Below are 18332 nucleotides of genomic sequence, written 5' to 3'. Positions count from 1 at the left end.
GCGTGGCGGGTGGCCGGGAACCCCGGGTCGGTCGCAGGCGGCCGGCCCGGCGCCCCGTCTACCGGAAGATCCCCGTGTGCCCCAGTGAGTACCTCCCCGGCTGCGGATAGACCGCCAGACCGTGCGGCCCCTCCCCCACCGGGATCTTGGCCAGGGTCTTCCCCGTCCGGGTGTCCATCGCGTAGACCTCGGAGTTGTAGCGGCCGGACAGCCACAGCACCTTGCCGTCGGCGGACACCCCGCCCATGTCCGGGCTGCCGCCGCCGGGGATGTGCCATTTGTCGACGAGGTCGCCGCTCTTGAAGTCCAGCAGGGACACCGAGCCCTCGCCCCGGTTGGAGATGTACATCTTCCGGGAGTCGCGGCTGACGTAGAGGCCGTGGGCGCCCTTGCCGGTCGGCATCAGCCGGGGCGTCCGGAACTTCTCGCCGTCCAGCACCCACATGCCGTCGGCCATCATGTCCGCGACGTACCAGGTCTTCCCGTCCGGCGACATCTTCACGTCCTGCGGCATCGCGCCCCGGAACGGCAGCTTCTGCTGTCCGACGACCTTCATCCGCTCGGTGTCGACCTTGAGCAGCTCGCCGGAGAACTCGCAGGAGACGATGAAGTACTTGCCGTCCGCCGAGAAGTCCGCGTGGTTGACGCCCGCGCAGGTGACCGGGACGGTCTTGCGCACCGCCATGGTCTTCGGGTCGCGGAAGACGAGTTCCTTGTCCATGGAGGCCATCACGACCGCGTACTTGCCGTTCGGGGTGAAGTAGAGGTTGTACGGGTCGTGCACGTCCACCGACTTGCCGGATCTGCCGGTGGCCGGGTTGATGGGGGTCAGGTCGTGCCCGCGGTTGTTGTTCACCCACAGGGTCTTCATGTCCCACGACGGGACGACGTGCTGCGGCTGCACCCCGACCGGGATGGTCTCGATGACCTGGTACGTCTTCGGGTCGATGACGCTGACCGTGTCCGAGCCGGTGTTGGGCACGTACACCCGTGAGGGGAAGTCCTTGACCTGCGGCGCGAGCTTGCCGGGGCGGTCCGCCGCGTACACGTCGTGCTCGTCCAGCAGCGGCGGCATCCCCGGCAGCACGGACTTGGCGGCCTGGGCGGGCGAGGCCGGGGACGAGGCCCCGGGGCTGCGGTCGGCGGCCTTCATCTCGCTGCCGCCGCCGCACCCCGCCGCCGCCAGTGCGCAGGCGACGGCCAGCAGCGCGGCCCGCCGGCCGGCGCGGGCACGCTTCGGGTCTTGGTTACGGGTCCGGTCAGCCATCAGGTCACAAGCTCCGTTGTCGTCACCGCGCGCAGTCCGCGCCGGTGCAGGCCGTCGAGGATCGGGGGCAGCGCGGCAACCGTGCCGGCGTGCCCGAGGTGGAGGCTCACGATGGATCCGGCGCGGGCCCGGTCCAGCACGGTGCGCTGGACCGCGGGGGCGCCCGGGTCGTCCGCGTCGAGGGAGTCGACGTCGTAGGAGAGGACGTGCGGGTATCCGGCCCTGCGGGCCAGCCGGGTGACCAGCTCGGTGGCGTGCTGCGTGCGGGAGGGGCGAAACCAGCTGCCGATGGTGCCGGTCAGCTTCCGCAGCCGCTCGGCGCACCCGCTGATCTCGGCGTACGCGTCCTCGGCCGTCATCGCGCAGATGTCGAGGTGGCGCTGGGTGTGGTTGCCCAGTTCGTGGCCGCCGTCGAGGATGCGGCGGGCCATTCGGGGCTGTTCGTCGAGCCAGCTGCCGACGGCCAGCACGGTCACCCGGGCGCCGGCCCGCTCGGCCTCGCCGAGCAGCGCGGTGGCGGTCGCGGCGTCGCCCTGACCGTGGAAGGTGAGGGCGAGCGCGTTGCCGCGCGGGGGTCCGTGCTGGATCTGTACGGGCAGGCCGGGCGCGCGGGTCGGCGGGCGGGCGGCGCCCGAGGCGGGCGGGCCGGACGGGCGCGGCCCCGGGTCCGGCGGGCCGGTCCCGCCCGGTGGCGGGGAGCCGGTGGCCCGTACGGAAGCGGTGTCCGTACGGGCCGTCGCGCACCCCGGCGCGAGCGCACCCGCGAACGCGGCCGGGGCGGCGCGCAGCACGGAGCGACGATGCAGGGAAGTCACCTCACCATTAGAGGGCACCCTGTCCGCATTTGTCGCTTTGTCCGATTTACCGGAGCGCGTGTCTCGGCCGCGCTACGGCGTCCGGGTTACTGCGGCCAGGCGTCCGCCAGCATCTTGCGGGTGTCGGCGAGCAGCTGCGGCAGCACCTTCGTCTGGCCCACCACCGGCATGAAGTTCGTGTCCCCGCCCCAGCGCGGCACGACGTGCTGGTGCAGGTGGGCGGCGATACCGGCGCCCGCGACGGCGCCCTGGTTGAGGCCGATGTTGAAGCCGTGCGCGCCGGAGGCGGCCCGCAGCGTGGTCATCGCCCGCTTGGTGAACTCGGCCAGTTCCAGGGTCTCGGCCCGGTCCAGCTCGGTGTAGTCGGCCACGTGGCGGTACGGGACCGACATCAGGTGGCCGCCGTTGTACGGGTAGAGGTTGAGCACCGCGTACACGTGCTCGCCGCGGGCGATCACCAGCCCGTCCTCGTCCGACTTGGCCGGAATCGTGCAGAAGGGGCAGCCGTCCTCGGCGCCCGGTCCGGACGGTTTGTTCTCCCCCTGGATGTACGCCATCCGGTGGGGCGTCCACAGTCGCTGGAAGGCGTCCTGTGTCCCGACTCCGATCTGCTGCTCCGGCTCACTCGTCATGCGGGCCAGCATATTCCCCGGCCCGCGCGCGAATGCCGCGAGGGGCGGTCCCGGGAATCCGGAACCGCCCCTCGTCCGCCCCCGCGTGCGCGGGGCCCGTCTCACACCTGGATACGGCGCTCCACCGCGTCCAGGATCTCGGCGATCGCCTGTGCCTTCGGGATGCCGTTCTTCTGCGACCCGTCGCGGTAGCGGAAGGACACCGCGCCGTTGGCCACGTCCTCGTCACCGGCGATGACCATGAACGGGACCTTGCTGCGCTGCGCGTTCCTGATCTTCTTCTGCATCCGGTCCGAGGAGGCGTCCACGTCGACGCGCAGGCCCTTGTTCTTGGCCTCGGCCGCGAACTCCTGCAGGTACGGGACGTGGTCGTCGCCGATCGGGATGCCGGTGGCCTGCACCGGGGCCAGCCACACCGGGAAGGCGCCCGCGTAGTGCTCCAGCAGCACCGCGAAGAACCGCTCGATGGAGCCGAACAGGGCTCGGTGGATCATGACCGGCTGCTGCTTGGAGCCGTCGGCCGCGGTGTACTCCAGGCCGAAGCGCTTGGGCTGCTGGAAGTCGACCTGGATGGTCGACATCTGCCAGGACCGGCCGATCGCGTCCCGCGCCTGCACGGAGATCTTCGGGCCGTAGTACGCGGCGCCGCCCGGGTCCGGGACCAGCGGCAGGCCCTGCTTCTCGGCCGCCTGCCGCAGCGCCTCGGTGGCCTCCTCCCACTCCGCGTCCTCGCCGATGAACTTGTCGGACTCGGGATCGCGGGTGGACAGCTCCAGCTCGAAGTCGTCCAGGCCGTAGTCGCGCAGCAGCTCCAGCACGAAGGTCAGCAGCGAGTCCAGCTCGTCCGCCATCTGCTCCTTGGTGCAGTAGATGTGCGAGTCGTCCTGGGTGAAGCCGCGGGCCCTGGTCAGACCGTGCACCACGCCGGACTTCTCGTAGCGGTAGACCGTGCCGAACTCGAACATCCGCAGCGGAAGCTCACGGTACGACCGGCCGCGCGCCTTGAAGATCAGGTTGTGCATGGGGCAGTTCATCGCCTTGAGGCGGTAGTTCTGCCCGTCGAACTCCAGCGGCGGGAACATTCCCTCGGCGTAGTTCGGCAGGTGCCCCGAGGTCTCGAAGAGCGCTTCCTTCGAAATGTGCGGGGTGTTGACGAACTCGTAGCCCGCGTCCTCGTGACGGCGGCGGGAGTAGGTCTCCATCTCCCGGCGGATGATGCCGCCCTTCGGGTGGAAGACCGCGAGACCCGAACCCAGCTCCTCCGGGATGGAGAACAGGTCCAGCTCCGCGCCCAGCTTGCGGTGGTCGCGCTTCTCGGCCTCGGCGAGGAACTCCAGGTACGCCTTCAGCTCGTCCTTGGTGGGCCAGGCGGTGCCGTAGATGCGCTGGAGCTGCTTGTTCTTCTCGCTGCCGCGCCAGTACGCGGCGGCCGAGCGCATCAGCTTGAAGGCCGGGATGACCCGGGTGCTGGGCAGGTGCGGGCCGCGGCACAGGTCCTTCCAGCACAGGTCGCCGCTCTTGGCGTCGAGGTTGTCGTAGATGGTCAGCTCACCGGCGCCGACCTCGGCGGACGCGCCCTCGGCGGCCTCGGCCGCGGAGCCCTTGAGGCCGATCAGCTCCAGCTTGTACGGCTCGTCGGCCAGCTCCGCGCGGGCGTCGTCGTCGCTCACCGCGCGCCGGGCGAACTTCTGCCCGCGCTTCTGGATCTCCTGCATCTTCTTCTCGATGCGCTTGAGGTCCTCGGGGGTGAACGGGGTCTCGACGTCGAAGTCGTAGTAGAAGCCGTCCTTGATGGGCGGGCCGATGCCCAGCTTCGCGTCCGGGAACAGCTCCTGCACGGCCTGCGCCATCACGTGCGCGGTGGAGTGGCGCAGGATGTTCAGGCCGTCCTCGCTGGAGATCTCGACGGGCTCGACCTCGTCGCCCTCGGCGAGCTCGTACGCCAGGTCCCTGAGCTGCCCGGCGACGCGCGCCGCGACGACGGAGCGCTCGCCCTGGAAGAGGTCGGCGGCCGTAGTGCCCGTGGTCACCACGCGTTCTTCCCGCTCGGAATCGCGTTGGATGGTCACACGGACGTCTGACACCGGTCTCTCCTGACTCATGTCTCCTGCGCGTCAGCGATTGCTGCGCAGGCGAATCGTACCGAGCCACCGGTCTTCCTCGCGAAACGGTTATCGCGTGGGCCCGCCCCGGGCCCGCTCCCCCGGGCCCGCTGCGCGCACGGGCGCACGGCCGGGGCGGGCCCGGCCGTGCGCCGCCCGCCCGTCAGTCGCCCGGCAGCGGCCCTCCGCACGCCTCCTCGAAGAAGTCCAGGTTCTCCTGGAGCGACTTCAGCAGCCGGTCGCGTTCGGCCTCGTCCACCTGGACGGGTGTGACGTCCGACGCGCCGGTGACGCGGCGGAAACCGCCCCGGCTCTCCAGCCGCCCGCTGACCCGGATCGGCAGTCCCACCAGGTGGGCGTGCCCGGCGATGCGGTAGTCCTCCTCGTCGAGCGCGACCCGTACCTGGAGCACGTCGGCCCCGGACAGCACCCGCAGCCGCACCACGCCGGGGCCGCCGGGCCGCTCGCGCCGCATCCGCACCACCGCGCCGGTCACCCGCACCGGCAGCGACGGCTCGTCGCGGACGTAGCGCTGGGCGGCCTGCTGGAGCGCGGGCAGGTCGCCGGGCGAGAACTCCACCGGCTCGGGCCGGGCCGCGAAGCCGGGCGGCGGGCCCGCCCCCGGCGACCACTCCACCGATATCCGCACCCCCTCCGCCTCCCGCACCAGCGAGATCAGCGCCTCCGCCAGCTCTTGGCACACACCCAGCTCCACGGCGGCGTCGAACGCCTCCATGCCGCCGGTCGCCCGCTGGTAGTCCGTGGCGTCGCGGGTGGCGTGCAGGGCGCGCTGCAGTCCGGCGACGGCCGCGCGGCCCGCCGCCACCGGGACGTAAGCGGTCAGCCGCCGCCCGGCCGGCGCGGGCCCGACCAGCACGTCCGCCATGAACGCCTCGGCCTTGCGCTTGTGCCGCGCCCCGTAGAACCCGGCCCGCCCGTACGTGCCGAGCACGCCCGCCATCAGCATCGAGCGCGCCGCCGTACGCAGCTGTTCCTGCGCGACCCACGGGGTGCCGCCGATGCCGTCGTCGGCGACCTCGCGCTCCCAGCGCACCTCGTCGCTGGGCACCGCGAGCGCCGCCAGGACCTCGCGCGCGGACGGCGCGGCACTGTGCGTGAGAGCGGCCAGCGCCTCCGCGATGAGGTCGGTGCTGTCCGGGAACGTCCGGGTCTGCGGTACGAGCAGGCTGGTGCCCCCGGCGGCACCGCCGGGCGGCGTCCAGCGGGCGTAGTGGCCGGCGGCGCCTCCCCGCCGCCGCCAGCCGTGCCGCGCCAGCAGGGCGCCGAGCACCGCCGGATCCAGCTGCGCCGGGTCCGGAAGCCGGAATGCGTAATCGTCGGTCGGCCGGTGCATCAGGGTCTCCCTCCCGCCCCGACCCGCGTCATGATCTCGCAGAGCGCGCGGTCGTCGAAGATCCGCGTGGTCGGGATCCGCACGTTGGTCCTGCGCCGGCCGGTCACCTCATGACCGGCCAGGTTGATCCAGTAGCAGCTGTGCCGCAGTTCGAGGCGGTCGTGGCCGGCCCGCAGCCACTCCTCCTGGGTCCGCGGCACCAGCATCACGACCAGGATCTTGTGCACCGCCACCGGCGTGCGCGCGAGCTTCACCAGGTGGGCGTTGTCCAGGGTGAAGGCGAAGCTCGCACCGGGTGGCCGGGGGCCGACCTGGTACGTGCATTTCAACTGCACCTTGATGGTCACTTCGTCGTCGACGGCATGACCGGGCGCGCCATGGCTGACGTGCCAGTCGATGCCGTTGTCCGGGAAGGGCTGGGCCAGCGAGCAGCCCGACGCGGCGGCCACCGCGTGAAGATAGCCCACCTGGAGCGTCTCCATACAGGCCGTGGTGGCGAGCGCGCCGCGCGACAGAGCCGTCCGCGCGGGCACCAGTCCCCCCGGATCGGGCTGCGCGAGCGTCATCGCTCAAGTGCCTTCCGAGCCGGGTCGTTCGAAGGGGCCGCCCCTGTGGCAACGGCCCGTTGTGGTGTTCTTGTCCGTCTTGAGTGGTCAACAAACCAGGACGGTTCGACAACCGGAACCCTCGGGTATCACCTGGTCGGGTGGGCGTGTCGGCCCACCCGCCGCATGAGCGCGAGGAGTTGGGAAGATGCCGTGCTGGTACGACGGTCCACTGGCCTCCTTCGACACCGAGACGACCGGGATCGACGTGGAGCGAGATCGCATCGTGTCCGCCGCCCTCGTCGTCCAGGAAACCCCGCGCAGCGTGCCCCGCGTCACCCGGTGGCTGGTCAACCCGGGCGTCCCGATCCCCGAAGCGGCCGTCGCCGTGCACGGCCTGACGGCCGGGCACCTGGCCCTGCACGGCCGCTGGCCGTCGCCCGTCATGGAGGAGGTGGCCCGCGCGCTGACCGACCAGTCGCTCGCCGGGCGGCCGCTGATCGTGATGAACGCGCCGTTCGACCTGACGCTGCTGGACCGTGAGTTGCGGCGGCACCGCGCCGCCTCGCTCACCCACTACCTGGGCGCCCACCCGCTGTCCGTGCTGGACCCGCGGGTGCTGGACAAGCACCTGGACCGCTACCGCAAGGGCCGCCGTACGCTCACTGACCTGTGCGCGGAGTACGAGGTCGAGCTGACCGGCGCCCACGAGGCCGCCGCCGACGCGCTCGCCGCCCTCCAGGTCGTACGGGCCCTGGGCCACCGGTACGCGGAGCGGCTGGAGTCGCTGAGCCCGGCGCAGCTGCACACCCGGCAGGCGGTGTGGCACGCGGCCCAGGCGCGGGGCCTGGAGGCGTGGTTCGCGCGCAACGGCACGGAGGAGGCGGTCGATCCGCACTGGCCGATGCGCCCGGAGCTGCCGGCCGCGGCCTGAGCGACGACGGCGTTACGACAGGGGCACGTCACGACGGTGCGCCAACGCCGAGGGCCGGGCTGCCTGTTGGCAGCCCGGCCCTCGGTCCCGGTGGGCGATACTGGGTTCGAACCAGTGACCTCTTCGGTGTGAACGAAGCGCTCTCCCACTGAGCTAATCGCCCGGGTTTTTCGCTCCCGGGGTTTCCCCCGCGAACGACCTGAACAATACAGGCCCTCGCGCCTTTCCATCAAATTCCCCGCCCGCACCTTTCCGTTCCGCTCGCGGCCCGCGCCCCAGCCCGGCCGGTCCGGCCCCGGCGGCGGATCACCCGCGGGTCAGCCGGGAGGCCAGTCCACGGCGTCCGGCGCGCATCATCAGCGTGTGGTTGGCGAGGAAGAACGGCCGTCCCGGCAGCGCCAGCCGGCGCATCGACAGCTTGTGCACCTCGACCTCCTGCTCGAAGACGGCGCGCGTCCCGCCACCGGCCGCGCCCACCGTCCAGCGCGCGAAGCCCTCCAGATCGCCGCGCATCGCTATCTCCAGGACGCCGGTGTCCGGGTCGCGGCGCATCTCGGTCGCGGTGACGGTGAGCACGTACGGAAGCAGGGACCGGAAGCTCGCGGTGCCGCTGCGCCCGTCGACGCGGGTCACCCGTCGCACCTGGGGCCACCACTGCGGATACGCCTCGACGTCCTCCAGGACGGCGAAGACCGCCCGGGGCGGCGCGGACAGCCGCCATTCGCTGCGGAAGCGGTACCGGTGCAGGGTGCGCTGCCAGTCGGCCATGGGCCCAGTGTGCCGCCCCGGCGCCGCCGGGACCGGGAAAACGGCGACGGCCCGGAGGTGTGGGACCTCCGGGCCGTCGTCGTTGTGGGCGATACTGGGTTCGAACCAGTGACCTCTTCGGTGTGAACGAAGCGCTCTCCCGCTGAGCTAATCGCCCGGGCGCATCGCCAACATTACCGCACGTCGGAGGGCACTCATGACCACCCGTGGCGGCCGGGTCGCAGGGCGGCGCTCACTCCCCGGCGTGCCACGGCAGCACGAGGCCGAACTTCCACAGATAGACGGCCAGCCCGGCCACGATGATCACCGCGCCGACGCTGGTCAGAATGATGTTGCGGCGCCGCACCTTCGGGTCCAGGGCCTTCTGCGCGGCCTCGGTGACCTTGCGCTTGGTCCAGCGCAGCACCAGCTGCGCCCAGACGAACTCGGTCGCCCAGATCGCCATGCCGGCGAAGATCACCAGCCAGCCCGGTCCGGGCAGCGGCAGCATGATGACGCCGCCGATGACCACCGCGAGGCCGACGACGAAGATGCCGACCTGCCAGCTCACGTGCAGGGGCCGGGAGCGCTTGATGAAGTGCGGCGCCCGGGAACCGAGTCGCTGTTCCACGCCCGCAGTCTCCCCCGCGGCGCCCTCCCCCGCAGCCGGGGCCGACGCCGCGGCGGCCACTCCGACTCCCCCGTTACTCTCCGTATTCATACGGCCCAACCTACCGGACGAATGACGGTCACCGGAATGGACGCCGAGGAGGATGAGCAACTCCGCCGTAAGAGGTACCGGAAGTCACCCAAAACCCTCAGAGGGGTTTACAACGGCACCGTAGGTGGCATGTCGATTTCGCCGACGTGCGAATCCCCGAGCGCACACTGAGCGAAAGGCCCTGGCGCTTATGAACACCACGGTCAGCTGCGAGCTGCACCTGCGCCTCGTTGTGTCGAGCGAGTCGTCACTGCCTGTACCCGCGGGCCTGCGGTATGACACGGCCGATCCGTATGCCGTGCACGCGACCTTCCACACCGGAGCCGAGGAGACCGTCGAGTGGGTTTTCGCCCGCGACCTCCTCGCCGAGGGCCTGCACCGGCCCACGGGTACCGGAGACGTCCGCGTATGGCCGTCCCGGAGCCATGGACAGGGCGTTGTCTGCATCGCCCTGAGCTCCCCGGAAGGCGAGGCCCTCCTGGAGGCCCCGGCGCGGGCCCTGGAGTCGTTCCTCAAGAGGACCGACGCGGCGGTTCCACCAGGCACCGAACACCGGCACTTCGATCTCGACACGGAGCTCTCCCACATCCTCGCGGAGAGCTGAAAGGCGGCGCAGCAGCCCATCGCAGCCATCCACCGCACCGAACCGCTCACACCTGCACCGTCCGACTCGGGGCGACGGAACAGGACCGACAAGTTCATACGGCACAAGCCGGCGCCGTCGTCGCGGACCCACCGCGGAGACGGCGCCGAGGCTTGTTGGACGCGCTAGAGTCGGCGACCATTCGGCAAGGACAGCGGGGCGGCGCCGTCCGACCCCACCCGGCCAGGGAGCGAAACCGTGATGATCACCCACGACACCCGGTGCGCGCTCGACGCGGTCGTCGACCTGTTGAACACCGCTCCGGAGGGCGACGCCCCCGGTGCCACCGACAGCCTGACCGGCCTCCCGGCGCTCCAGGCGTTCGTCACGCGTAACGCGATCAGCGATGTGGGCACGCTCGGCGACCGGGACCTGGCGGCCGTCCGGTCCGTACGGACGCGGTTCGCGGAGGTCTTCGCCGCGCCGGACGACCGTACGGCGGCCGAGCGGCTGAACGACCTGGTCGCGGCCGCGGGCACCACCCCGCGACTGACCGACCACGACGGCTACGACTGGCACGTGCACTACTTCGCGCCGGGCGCCTCGGTCGCCGAGCACCTGGCGGCGGACGGCGGGATGGCGCTGGCGTTCCTGGTCGTCGCCGGGGAGCGGGAGCGGCTGCGCCACTGCGAGGCCCCGGACTGCCGGTTCGCCTTCGTGGACCTGTCCCGCAACCGGTCGCGCCGCTACTGCGACAGCCGAACGTGCGGCAACCGGCTGCATGTCGCCGCGTACCGGGCGCGCCGCCGCGAGGCCACGCGCTGACCGTGCCGCCCGGACACCCGGCCGTCGCCGCCCCGGCCCGCCTCACAGGAAGACGAGGTCGTGCAGGGCGCCGATGAGCAGGAGGACGGCGATGACGGTGAGGAAGAGCATCAGCGGCGGCTGGGACAATGCGAAAAGGCAGCCACGCGGTTCGGGGGCCGGGGGTTGCGCCGGTGTGACGGCGGGGTCCCGGGAAAGGGCGCACTCGTCGTTCATCTCCCGCCGATGATGGCGCAGGCGATCGGGCGGGAAGGCCCGGATCGGCGCTCAGCGGCGGGAGTTCATCAGATCCCGTGCATTTCCGTGTTCGCTCCGGTGTCCGAGTGGTCACCCGTGCGAGTCCGTACGGCGGGACCGGGAGGCGCCGCCGACGCGGGCCCCGGCGACGGCCCCGGCGGCCTCAGATACCGTGCTTCTTCAAGATGGCCTCGATGTCGGAGAAGTCCTCCTGCGGCGCGCCCGCCTTCCCCTTGCTCCCGGCCGCGGGCTGCTGCCCGGCCTGGGCGCCGGCGCCGAGCGACGGGACGGAGGCCTTCGGGGCCACCGCCTCCTGCCCCCGCTGCCGGGCCGCGGCGCGCCGCTCCTTGCGGCTGCCGCCGGCCTTGAGGGAGTGCCGCTCGGCCACCCTCGCGATCATGAAGAGCACGACGGAGAGGGCCAGCACCCCGAAGCCCGCCCACACCACGGGCTTGAAGACCACGCCGGTGAGCCAGTCGATCACGCCGGTCATCGCCAGGCCCACGGGGACCAGGGAGATCGCCGCGATGCGCGTCGCGGCCAGGAAACGCTTGCGGTAGGCGGTCAGCGCGGCGATGCCCAGGCCCGCCACCGACACCACGGTACAGACGGTCGAGCTCAGCATCCCCGGTCCTCCTGCCGATCGGTTCTCGTCGTCCGCCGCGCCCGGACCCGCTTGCCCGCGGGACGGCCGCGCGACGGCCCCTCTTGTCCTGCTCTGCCTCCATCCTGCACTGCCCGGGGCGTCCGGTGCCACGATCCGGGACGGGCTCAGGGACATCTAGGGGTCGGGCTCCTCCGCAGGTCCCGGTCCGGGCGCGGATCGCCGTGCCGGGGCAGGTCCCGGTCGGGGCCCGGGCCGCGGGCTGGGAGACTGGGCCCATGAACGACGCCACGACCTCCGGCCCGGCCCGCCCCGTCGTCCTCGACGTGTGGTGCGAGCTGCAGTGCCCGGACTGCACCGCCGCGCTGGAAGACCTGCGGGCCCTGCGCGAGCGCTACGGGGACCGGCTGGACATCCGGCTGCGCCACTTCCCGCTGGCCAAGCACCAGCACGCGTACGCCGCCGCCCAGGCCGCCGAGGAGGCCGCGGAGCAGGGCGAGGGCTGGCCGTACGCCGAGGCCGTACTGGCCCGTACGGAGGAACTGGGCGCCCGGGGCGAGCGGCTGCTCCTGGCCGTCGCCGGTGAACTGGGCCTGGACGCCGAGGAGATGGACACCGCGCTCATCGACGGCCGGCACCTGCTGGCCGTCGACGCGGACCAGGCGGAGGGCAAGGCGATCGGGGTGACCGGCACGCCCACGTACGAGATCGGCGGGAAGCTGCTGGACGGCAGCAAGAGCCAGGAGGGCCTGCGGGAGCGCATCGCGGAGATCGCCGACCGGCTGCTGGCCGAGCAGGCCTGACGCGGTCCGCCGCAGGGGGCGGGCCGCCCGCTCACAGCAGGAGTTTGCGCAGCGTGTATTCGGTCGGCCGGTGGCCCAGGGTCTCGTAGAGGCCGCGGGCCTGCGGGTTGTCCGCGTAGACGTTGAGCCCGAGCACGGTGCGGCCCGCGGCGAGGGTCTCGCGCTCGGCGACCAGCATGAGCGTGCGGCCGTGGCCGCACCCGCGGTGCTCCGGCGCCACGCGGACGTCCATCACGTAACCGCCGGGCCGGTCCGGGTGGTACGTCGTGGTCCAGACGGTGCCGACGTCCGCACCCTCGTGGGTCAGCACGCGCAGCGACTGGTGGGCGCTGGCCGGGCCGTCCGGCAGCAGCCTCCGGTGGTCCTCGGCCGAGCAGTGTTCCGCGCGCTCGCGCGACATTCCGTTGGCCACCTGCACATCGACGTAGTACGCGTGCGCGGCGGCCAGCCAGTCCGGGTACTCCGCCGCGCCGAGCGGCCGGTCGGCGCTGCCCGCGGGCAGTCCGGGCGGCGTGGTCAGCTCCTTGAGCATCCGGCGGCTGTGCTCCGTGTAGCCGAGCGCGGCGGCGAGCCGCAGCGCCACCTCGGCGGTGGCCGGCACGTCCACCGAGATCCGCCGGCAGCCCCAGCCGCGCAGCACCTCCTCGGCGGCGAGGGCCGCGACCGTGGCGCGCCCGCGGTGCCGGTCGCGTTCGTCGATGCGCAGGTCGGTGATGCGCCCGGCGGACAGGCCGAGCCGGGCGTCCGTCGCGAGGCTTATCCGGCCCACCGGGCGGCTGTTGACGCAGACTTCGTACGTACGGGCCCGGCCGCCGTCGTCGCGTCGATCTTCGGGTCCGGCGGGGCGCAGCGTAGTGGTCACGCTGGCTTTCTACCCGGTTTTCCGGGCGTGCGTCATCAGCGCGGGTCGAAGTCGGCGGCGGCGCGCTCCGCGAAGACCCGCATCGCCTCGGCGGTCAACGGTCCAGGCGCGTCACCCAGTTGGCGCCCGTCGACGCGGGTGACGGCCTGCACGTCGCGCAGTGTGGAGGTCAGGAAGACCTCGTCGGCGCTCTCCAGGACGTCCAGCGGCAGGTCGGTCTCCTTGGCGCCGGTCCACTCGACGGCCAGGGCGCGGGTGACGCCCGCCAGGCAGCCGGAGGACAGTGGCGGGGTGTGCAGCACGCCGTCCAGGGCGACGAAGACGTTGGAGCCGGTGCCCTCGCAGAGCCGGCCGAGGGTGTTGCCGAAGATCGCCTCGGAGGCGCCGTGCTCGCGGGCGCGGGCGAGCGCGACGACGTTCTCCCCGTACGAGGTGCTCTTCAGGCCCGCCAGCGCGCCGCGCTCGTTACGGGTCCAGGGGACGGTGACGACGGAGGTGGTGTCGGGACGCCGCGGCGCCTCGCCGACCGCGACGACCAGGGTGGCGCCCGCCTCGCCGCGGTCCGAGCCGAGGGGCGAGAGGCCGCCGGTGTAGGTGATGCGCAGCCGGCCGAGCGGCATCGGATTGGCCGCCAGGACGGCCGCGCAGGCGCGCCGGACCTCGTCGAGGTCGGGGGCGGGCAGGCCCAGGCCGCGGGCGGAGGAGGTGAGCCGGTCCAGGTGGCGGGTGAGGGCGAAGGCGCGTCCGTCCACGGCGCGCAGCGTCTCGAAGATGCCGTCGCCGACCGTCAGGCCGTGGTCGAGGACCGAGACCCGGGCGGCGTCGGCGTCGCGCAGCTCCCCGTCCAGCCAGATCTTCATGATCGTCTCCCTCCGCTGGGCTCGTGCAGGCCCGACGCTACCGCCAGCAGCCTGCGGGCCTTCAGCTCGGTCTCGTCCCACTCCCCCTCGGGGTCCGAACCCCAGGTGATGCCCGCTCCGGCGCCGAAGCGCAGCACCGGCCCCTCGGGGGTCTCCCGGTCGATCCAGAACGTACGGATACCCACCGCCAGCTCGCCGGTGCCGCGGTCGGCGTCCACCCAGCCGATGCCGCCGCAGTACGGGCCGCGGGGCGCGGTCTCCAGTTCCTCGATGATGCGCTGCGAGGCGAGCTTCGGGGCGCCGGTGATGGAGCCCGCGGGGAAGGTGGCGCCGAAGAGGTCGGCCCAGCCGGTCTTCTCGTGCTCGTCCGCCAGCTCGCCGCGCACGGTGGAGACGAGGTGGACGAGGCCGGGATGGGCCTCGACCGCGCAGAGTGCCGGGACGGTCACGGAGCCGGTGCGGCAGACCCGGCCGAGGTCGTTGCGGACCAGGTCGACGATCATCACGTTCTCCGCCCGGTCCTTGTCCCGCAGGTCGTCGGGGACCCGGCCGGTGCCCTTGATCGGGCCGGACTCGACCGTCCGGCCGTGGCGGCGCAGGAACAGCTCGGGAGAAGCGGTGGCGACCTCGGCGCCGTGCGCGGGGAGGCGGACCGTGCCCGCGTAGGGGGCCGGGTTGCCGCGGGCGAGGAGGGCGGACAGCGCGTCCACGTCGGCGCGCGCGGGGTCCGGGAGCGGCGCGCTGAGAATGCGGCAGAGGTTCACCTGATAGACCTCGCCGGCCGCTATGTGCTCGCGTATGCGCCGTACGCCCGCGGTGTAGGCGGCGCGGTCCAGGGAGCTGCGCCAGTCCCCGGGGGCGGGCCCCCGCCAGCGGGCGGGGTCCGGCGCGGGCGCCGCCCCGGTGTCCCGTACGTCTCCGAAGCGCGCACAGAGCAGACCACCCTCGTAGTCGGCGACGACGGCCCACCAGCCCGCCGAGTCCAGGGCTTCCGGATCACGGGTGACATCGCGCAGGTCAGTGGCTGTACGGCCGCCGAAACGGGCCAGCGGAGGGAGGTCGTTCACGCCATCGAGTCTATGGCTGGGGCCCGGCGGCCGCCCCGATCGGGCGAGCAGCGCAGCACGCTGCACAAACGCGTTTTTGTACTGGCCCCGGAATCCGCTAGAGTTCAACACGTCGCCGGGACGCGGAAGCGAAACGGAGACGGGGTTCCTCCCCGGACCTGGTCCGGAAAGGCACCTGCGGACGTAGCTCAGTTGGTAGAGCACCACCTTGCCAAGGTGGATGTCGCGAGTTCGAGTCTCGTCGTCCGCTCGAAGTGGGGGATCTTCCCGACCCCCGCACTCCTGGTGGAGTGGCCGAGAGGCGAGGCAACGGCCTGCAAAGCCGTCTACACGGGTTCAAATCCCGTCTCCACCTCCAAGGACGATTAGCTCAGCGGGAGAGCGCTTCCCTGACACGGAAGAGGTCACTGGTTCAATCCCAGTATCGTCCACTGGTCCGCAAGGACCGATCCCCCGCCTTCGGGCCGGGCGGAACCCGCGCGATTAGCTCAGCGGGAGAGCGCTTCCCTGACACGGAAGAGGTCACTGGTTCAATCCCAGTATCGCGCACGCAGCACCCCGCGACCCCTGGTCGTGGTCCCGAGGACGATTAGCTCAGCGGGAGAGCGCTTCCCTGACACGGAAGAGGTCACTGGTTCAATCCCAGTATCGTCCACACCGCAAGGCCGAGGGCCGGAGCACATCGCTCCGGCCCTTCGCCGTTGTACGGCCGGGCCCGGCCGTGGCTCAGGAGGAGAACAGCATCCGCCCGAAGCCGCGGTGGCCGTGGGGTCCGTGATGGCCGTGGTGCGTGGCGCCCCAGACCGGAGCGGCCGGGTACGCCTGCGGGGCGTGCGGGTACGCCTGCGGGGCGGGCGGGGGCGGCGGGGCCTGCTGGGCCCACTGCGTCTCCAGGCGGGACAGCGCCTCCAGCTCCCCGTAGTCCAGGAAGATCCCCCGGCAGCCGGCGCACTGCTCGATCTGCACGCCGTTGCGGTTGTACGTCTGCATCGGTCCATGGCACTTGGGACACTGCATTTCGGCTCATCTCCTGTCGGGAGGCCGGTGCGCCCGGAACGGCCGTCCGGCGGTGACGGGTTCACCCTACGGCCCGGCCCGTGCCGCCAACTCCCCCTATACGCAAGCCATCCGGCCGCACGCGTCCACGAGGGCCCGCTCGTCCGCGTCCAGCGGGCGGCCCTCGGCCGCGGCCCTGGCGACGGCGAGCGCCGCCGTCTGGACCGTCAGGGCGCGGGCGGGCACGTCCAGTTCCGGCCAGGGGTCGCCGTCCTTGCGTACGGCGGGTCCGTCCGCCGCCCGGTAGGCGCCGAGGAAGCGGGACCAGAGGGCAGGGGCCAGGAGGCCGGTGGCGAACCAGGCGGCGGGGCGGGCCAGGTCCCACGCGGGGTCGCCGAGGCCCAGGTCGTCGATGTCGATGAGAAGCCAGGGGCCGTCCGGCGCGGGGTGCCTGACGAGCTGTCCTAGGTGGAGGTCGCCGTGGCAGAGGGCGGTGGCGCGGGGCGCCGCGGCCTCGTCGCGGGCCCACGGCGGCAGCAGGGACCAGGCGCGTTCGACGGTGGCGGCGGCGTGGAGGAGGGGAAGGGAAGGAGGCGGAGCGCTGCGGGCGGGCGGCGAGGCAGCGCCGGGTCCGGGTCCGGTTGCGGCGGTTGCGGCGGTTGCGGCGGTTGCGGCGGTTGCGGCGGTTGCGGTGCGCATACGGGACAGGGCGCGGGCGGCCTTCGCCGGGCCGCGCATCGGCGGCACCGGGCCGGGCAGTCGCGCCGGGGCGACGGCGTGCAGGCGGGCGAGCAGCCGGGCCGTCTCCTCCCACGGCGCGGTGTCCGGTTCGTCCGGGGAGACGGGCCTGCCGTAGGGCCAGCGGGTCGCGGGGCGGCCGTCGTCGAGCAGGGTGAGGAAACCGCCGGGGCCGGTGACCGGGAGCGGCGGCAGCAGGATGCCGCGCAGGGACGGGTGCGCGGCGACGCGGAGCCGGGCGGCCAGCCGGTCCGGGTCGCAGCCGGGGGCGTGGGCCTTGGCCACGACGTGCCCGCCGCGGACGAGGGTGGCGTCGGGCCGGTCCGCGAGGACGGTGGGCGGGCAGGAGGCGCCGGGGCCGGCGGCCAGGGTGGCCAGTCGGCTGATACGTGCCGCGGTCGGGCCGGGTTCCAGGGCGGGGGCCGGGGCCGAATCCGGGGACAGGGCGGCGCCCGGGGCCGTGGCCGCCGACCGGGGCTCTTCGGCGGCGGTCCCGGAATGCGCTGATGTGGGCATCGTCCCCCCGGATCGAAGCGGTCCGTCCGGGATCGTACGCCGCCGGACCGGACCGGGCCCCGGACGGACCGACGGCCGGGCCCGAAGAGACCGACGGCCGAACCTCGGACAGAACGACGGCCCGGCCCCGCACGGACCGACACCCCGGCCCCGCACAGGCCGATGGCCGGGCATCTCCCCAGATGCCCGGCCACTCGTGCCGTCCGCCGCACCCCCGTCCCCACGGGGTTGTCAGCCGGAAGATCCCCCGTCCCGGGCCGCTCTCCCAGGACCGGGACGCCTCAGCGCCCCAGCATTCCGGCCACGGACGACGCCTGTGTCATGACGGCTTCCCAGCCGCCGAACACCACGGCGAGCAGAACCGCCAGCGGCAGCACCATCACCACCGCGACGAGCGGATGGCGGGTCCCCGAGGGCCGTCCGCCGAACGCCGAGGCGGTCCTGCGCCCTTGCGTACGGACGGCTGTGCGCCCAAAGATGTCTGCCATCGCCCCGCTCCCCGTCGAATTCTGGGGCGGCGGGCGTCTGACCTCGGGGGACGAGTGCGTTCACCCGCCGCTTGACCTCAACATTAGGCAACCGGCGGGCCCGGGGCGTCATGCCGTCGTACCGATTGGACGGCCTCCAGGAGGATGACGGTGCCCCGCGCCGCGTACTCCCCTGGGTGGAGACGCGCCCCTGGGGATTGGGGTCATCCCGGAGGGGACGGTCGCCCGGCGGCCCTCTCGGACTCCTCGGCGCGCGGCACGGGGTGCTCGACCAGGGCCAGGACCCGGCTGGCCATGAAGCGGGCGGTACGCACCACGGAGCCGCTGCGGGTGACTTCGCTCACTTCCACCACTCCCCTGCGCACCGCCGTCTCGACCCTGCGGCCCGCCCTGCTCGCCACCACTTCGTACGCCCGGGTCGTGTCCCCGGCGTCCACGACGATCTCGACTCGGTCACCCTTCACCGCGTCAATCCCCCTTCCGCGACGGATCTTTGGGAGCCCACGCGGCAGGCCGGACCGCGCCCCGCCCGGATTCCTCCCGCTTGTTCAGCATCCCACCGGCCACTGACAATCCGGCCGCCGACTCATGCGCGGCCTATCAGCACAGCGAGCCGTCAATCCGTAAGCTGTGCCA

General features: G+C 72.7%; 21 protein-coding genes and 7 tRNA genes. 9 read left to right on the top strand and 19 right to left on the bottom strand.

Going from position 1 to position 18332, the window contains the following annotated elements; translation table 11 throughout:
- Positions 1–58: 58 nt before the first annotated feature.
- From ACFV57_RS27370 to ACFV57_RS27345, 6 genes are all read right to left on the bottom strand, one after another.
- Positions 59–1267 (bottom strand): YncE family protein, encoded by a 1209-nt coding sequence (locus ACFV57_RS27370; protein WP_385237728.1) that lies wholly within the window; start codon positions 1265–1267, stop codon positions 59–61.
- Positions 1267–2058 carry a polysaccharide deacetylase family protein gene (locus tag ACFV57_RS27365; RefSeq protein ID WP_385237795.1) on the bottom strand — a complete coding sequence of 264 codons (792 nt, stop codon included), beginning with the start codon at positions 2056–2058 and terminating at the stop codon, positions 1267–1269. The genes ACFV57_RS27370 and ACFV57_RS27365 overlap by 1 nt, the downstream gene beginning before the upstream one ends.
- A 110-nt stretch (positions 2059–2168) precedes the next feature.
- Entirely contained in the window at positions 2169–2726 is a 558-nt protein-coding gene (locus ACFV57_RS27360; protein ID WP_030024201.1) for an HIT domain-containing protein, read from the bottom strand.
- 89 nt (positions 2727–2815) lie between these two features.
- Entirely contained in the window at positions 2816–4798 is a 1983-nt protein-coding gene (gene thrS, locus ACFV57_RS27355; protein ID WP_385237725.1) for a threonine--tRNA ligase, read from the bottom strand.
- A gap of 181 nt (positions 4799–4979) precedes the next feature.
- Complete coding sequence (locus tag ACFV57_RS27350; RefSeq protein ID WP_385237722.1) at positions 4980–6170, bottom strand: hypothetical protein; 1191 nt, start codon at positions 6168–6170, stop codon at positions 4980–4982.
- On the bottom strand, positions 6170–6736 hold the full coding sequence (locus ACFV57_RS27345; protein ID WP_385237719.1) for a DUF4365 domain-containing protein: 567 nt from the start codon (positions 6734–6736) through the stop codon (positions 6170–6172). Before ACFV57_RS27345 ends, ACFV57_RS27350 begins: the two co-directional genes overlap by 1 nt.
- A 187-nt stretch (positions 6737–6923) precedes the next feature.
- Here ACFV57_RS27345 and ACFV57_RS27340 point away from each other — a divergent pair, with 187 nt between their 5' ends.
- Complete coding sequence (locus ACFV57_RS27340; protein ID WP_385237716.1) at positions 6924–7649, top strand: exonuclease domain-containing protein; 726 nt, start codon at positions 6924–6926, stop codon at positions 7647–7649.
- 91 nt (positions 7650–7740) lie between these two features.
- On the opposite strand, the gene ACFV57_RS27335 is transcribed toward ACFV57_RS27340, so the two are convergent.
- From ACFV57_RS27335 to ACFV57_RS27320, 4 genes are all read right to left on the bottom strand, one after another.
- Positions 7741–7812, bottom strand: a tRNA-Val gene (locus tag ACFV57_RS27335).
- 143 nt (positions 7813–7955) lie between these two features.
- The gene (locus ACFV57_RS27330) at positions 7956–8417 is read right to left on the bottom strand and encodes an SRPBCC family protein (RefSeq protein ID WP_385237713.1); all 462 of its coding nucleotides are present in this window, start codon (positions 8415–8417) and stop codon (positions 7956–7958) included.
- A gap of 85 nt (positions 8418–8502) precedes the next feature.
- A tRNA-Val gene (locus ACFV57_RS27325) sits at positions 8503–8574 on the bottom strand.
- A 75-nt stretch (positions 8575–8649) separates the two neighbouring features.
- Positions 8650–9117: a TIGR02611 family protein gene (locus ACFV57_RS27320; protein ID WP_385237711.1), complete on the bottom strand. Its 468-nt coding sequence runs from the start codon at positions 9115–9117 to the stop codon at positions 8650–8652.
- A 190-nt stretch (positions 9118–9307) separates the two neighbouring features.
- Here ACFV57_RS27320 and ACFV57_RS27315 point away from each other — a divergent pair, with 190 nt between their 5' ends.
- Positions 9308–9721, top strand: coding sequence for an SsgA family sporulation/cell division regulator (locus ACFV57_RS27315; protein WP_003959770.1), 414 nt, complete (start codon positions 9308–9310; stop codon positions 9719–9721).
- Positions 9722–9958: 237 nt separating this feature from the next.
- Positions 9959–10525 (top strand): CGNR zinc finger domain-containing protein, encoded by a 567-nt coding sequence (locus ACFV57_RS27310; RefSeq protein WP_385237708.1) that lies wholly within the window; start codon positions 9959–9961, stop codon positions 10523–10525.
- A 42-nt stretch (positions 10526–10567) separates the two neighbouring features.
- On the opposite strand, the gene ACFV57_RS27305 is transcribed toward ACFV57_RS27310, so the two are convergent.
- Together ACFV57_RS27305 and ACFV57_RS27300 are read right to left on the bottom strand one after the other, a co-directional pair.
- A complete protein-coding gene (locus ACFV57_RS27305; RefSeq protein WP_385237705.1) occupies positions 10568–10741 on the bottom strand; it encodes a hypothetical protein in 174 nt (57 codons plus the stop codon).
- A 184-nt stretch (positions 10742–10925) separates the two neighbouring features.
- Complete coding sequence (locus tag ACFV57_RS27300; protein WP_385237702.1) at positions 10926–11387, bottom strand: hypothetical protein; 462 nt, start codon at positions 11385–11387, stop codon at positions 10926–10928.
- A gap of 257 nt (positions 11388–11644) precedes the next feature.
- Here ACFV57_RS27300 and ACFV57_RS27295 point away from each other — a divergent pair, with 257 nt between their 5' ends.
- Complete coding sequence (locus ACFV57_RS27295; RefSeq protein WP_385237700.1) at positions 11645–12169, top strand: DsbA family protein; 525 nt, start codon at positions 11645–11647, stop codon at positions 12167–12169.
- A 31-nt stretch (positions 12170–12200) separates the two neighbouring features.
- On the opposite strand, the gene ACFV57_RS27290 is transcribed toward ACFV57_RS27295, so the two are convergent.
- From ACFV57_RS27290 to ACFV57_RS27280, 3 genes are read right to left on the bottom strand one after another with little or no spacing between them, the layout of a single operon-like run.
- On the bottom strand, positions 12201–13031 hold the full coding sequence (locus ACFV57_RS27290; RefSeq protein WP_385237697.1) for a GNAT family N-acetyltransferase: 831 nt from the start codon (positions 13029–13031) through the stop codon (positions 12201–12203).
- Between the two features lie 35 nt (positions 13032–13066).
- The gene (locus ACFV57_RS27285) at positions 13067–13891 is read right to left on the bottom strand and encodes an aminotransferase class IV (RefSeq protein ID WP_385237695.1); all 825 of its coding nucleotides are present in this window, start codon (positions 13889–13891) and stop codon (positions 13067–13069) included.
- Positions 13888–14958 (bottom strand): chorismate-binding protein, encoded by a 1071-nt coding sequence (locus ACFV57_RS27280; RefSeq protein WP_385237692.1) that lies wholly within the window; start codon positions 14956–14958, stop codon positions 13888–13890. Before ACFV57_RS27280 ends, ACFV57_RS27285 begins: the two co-directional genes overlap by 4 nt.
- A gap of 177 nt (positions 14959–15135) precedes the next feature.
- Between ACFV57_RS27280 and ACFV57_RS27275 the strand changes: the two genes are divergently transcribed.
- The 5 genes from ACFV57_RS27275 to ACFV57_RS27255 all read left to right on the top strand — a co-directional run bounded on the left by ACFV57_RS27275 (position 15136) and on the right by ACFV57_RS27255 (position 15613).
- Positions 15136–15208, top strand: a tRNA-Gly gene (locus ACFV57_RS27275).
- 34 nt (positions 15209–15242) lie between these two features.
- Positions 15243–15316, top strand: a tRNA-Cys gene (locus tag ACFV57_RS27270).
- Between the two features lies 1 nt (position 15317).
- Positions 15318–15389, top strand: a tRNA-Val gene (locus ACFV57_RS27265).
- Between the two features lie 46 nt (positions 15390–15435).
- A tRNA-Val gene (locus ACFV57_RS27260) sits at positions 15436–15507 on the top strand.
- Positions 15508–15541: 34 nt separating this feature from the next.
- A tRNA-Val gene (locus ACFV57_RS27255) sits at positions 15542–15613 on the top strand.
- Between the two features lie 71 nt (positions 15614–15684).
- On the opposite strand, the gene ACFV57_RS27250 is transcribed toward ACFV57_RS27255, so the two are convergent.
- From ACFV57_RS27250 to ACFV57_RS27235, 4 genes are all read right to left on the bottom strand, one after another.
- Positions 15685–15975 carry a zf-TFIIB domain-containing protein gene (locus tag ACFV57_RS27250; protein WP_385237689.1) on the bottom strand — a complete coding sequence of 97 codons (291 nt, stop codon included), beginning with the start codon at positions 15973–15975 and terminating at the stop codon, positions 15685–15687.
- A gap of 96 nt (positions 15976–16071) precedes the next feature.
- Positions 16072–17208, bottom strand: coding sequence for a phosphotransferase (locus ACFV57_RS27245; protein WP_385237687.1), 1137 nt, complete (start codon positions 17206–17208; stop codon positions 16072–16074).
- 281 nt (positions 17209–17489) lie between these two features.
- On the bottom strand, positions 17490–17696 hold the full coding sequence (locus ACFV57_RS27240; protein ID WP_385237684.1) for a hypothetical protein: 207 nt from the start codon (positions 17694–17696) through the stop codon (positions 17490–17492).
- Positions 17697–17899: 203 nt separating this feature from the next.
- Positions 17900–18160, bottom strand: a complete 261-nt coding sequence (locus tag ACFV57_RS27235) for a hypothetical protein (RefSeq protein WP_385237681.1) — start codon at positions 18158–18160, stop codon at positions 17900–17902.
- Between the last annotated feature and the right edge of the window lie 172 nt (positions 18161–18332).

Source organism: Streptomyces sp. NPDC059788, from assembly GCF_042732265.1.
GTDB lineage: Bacteria > Actinomycetota > Actinomycetes > Streptomycetales > Streptomycetaceae > Streptomyces.
This window is presented reverse-complemented; position numbering and strand designations above follow the sequence as displayed.

What these genes read in the sequence shown, in the direction of transcription:
- ACFV57_RS27370 (WP_385237728.1), bottom strand. Translation starts at nt 1,267, where the DNA reads ATGGCTGACCGGACCCGTAACCAAGACCCGAAGCGTGCCCGCGCCGGC.
- ACFV57_RS27360 (WP_030024201.1), bottom strand. Translation starts at nt 2,726, where the DNA reads ATGCTGGCCCGCATGACGAGTGAGCCGGAGCAGCAGATCGGAGTCGGG.
- ACFV57_RS27350 (WP_385237722.1), bottom strand. Translation starts at nt 6,170, where the DNA reads ATGCACCGGCCGACCGACGATTACGCATTCCGGCTTCCGGACCCGGCG.
- ACFV57_RS27345 (WP_385237719.1), bottom strand. Translation starts at nt 6,736, where the DNA reads ATGACGCTCGCGCAGCCCGATCCGGGGGGACTGGTGCCCGCGCGGACG.
- ACFV57_RS27340 (WP_385237716.1), top strand. Translation starts at nt 6,924, where the DNA reads ATGCCGTGCTGGTACGACGGTCCACTGGCCTCCTTCGACACCGAGACG.
- ACFV57_RS27330 (WP_385237713.1), bottom strand. Translation starts at nt 8,417, where the DNA reads ATGGCCGACTGGCAGCGCACCCTGCACCGGTACCGCTTCCGCAGCGAA.
- ACFV57_RS27320 (WP_385237711.1), bottom strand. Translation starts at nt 9,117, where the DNA reads ATGAATACGGAGAGTAACGGGGGAGTCGGAGTGGCCGCCGCGGCGTCG.
- ACFV57_RS27315 (WP_003959770.1), top strand. Translation starts at nt 9,308, where the DNA reads ATGAACACCACGGTCAGCTGCGAGCTGCACCTGCGCCTCGTTGTGTCG.
- ACFV57_RS27305 (WP_385237705.1), bottom strand. Translation starts at nt 10,741, where the DNA reads ATGAACGACGAGTGCGCCCTTTCCCGGGACCCCGCCGTCACACCGGCG.
- ACFV57_RS27300 (WP_385237702.1), bottom strand. Translation starts at nt 11,387, where the DNA reads ATGCTGAGCTCGACCGTCTGTACCGTGGTGTCGGTGGCGGGCCTGGGC.
- ACFV57_RS27295 (WP_385237700.1), top strand. Translation starts at nt 11,645, where the DNA reads ATGAACGACGCCACGACCTCCGGCCCGGCCCGCCCCGTCGTCCTCGAC.
- ACFV57_RS27285 (WP_385237695.1), bottom strand. Translation starts at nt 13,891, where the DNA reads ATGAAGATCTGGCTGGACGGGGAGCTGCGCGACGCCGACGCCGCCCGG.
- ACFV57_RS27250 (WP_385237689.1), bottom strand. Translation starts at nt 15,975, where the DNA reads ATGCAGTGTCCCAAGTGCCATGGACCGATGCAGACGTACAACCGCAAC.
- ACFV57_RS27245 (WP_385237687.1), bottom strand. Translation starts at nt 17,208, where the DNA reads ATGCCCACATCAGCGCATTCCGGGACCGCCGCCGAAGAGCCCCGGTCG.
- ACFV57_RS27240 (WP_385237684.1), bottom strand. Translation starts at nt 17,696, where the DNA reads ATGGCAGACATCTTTGGGCGCACAGCCGTCCGTACGCAAGGGCGCAGG.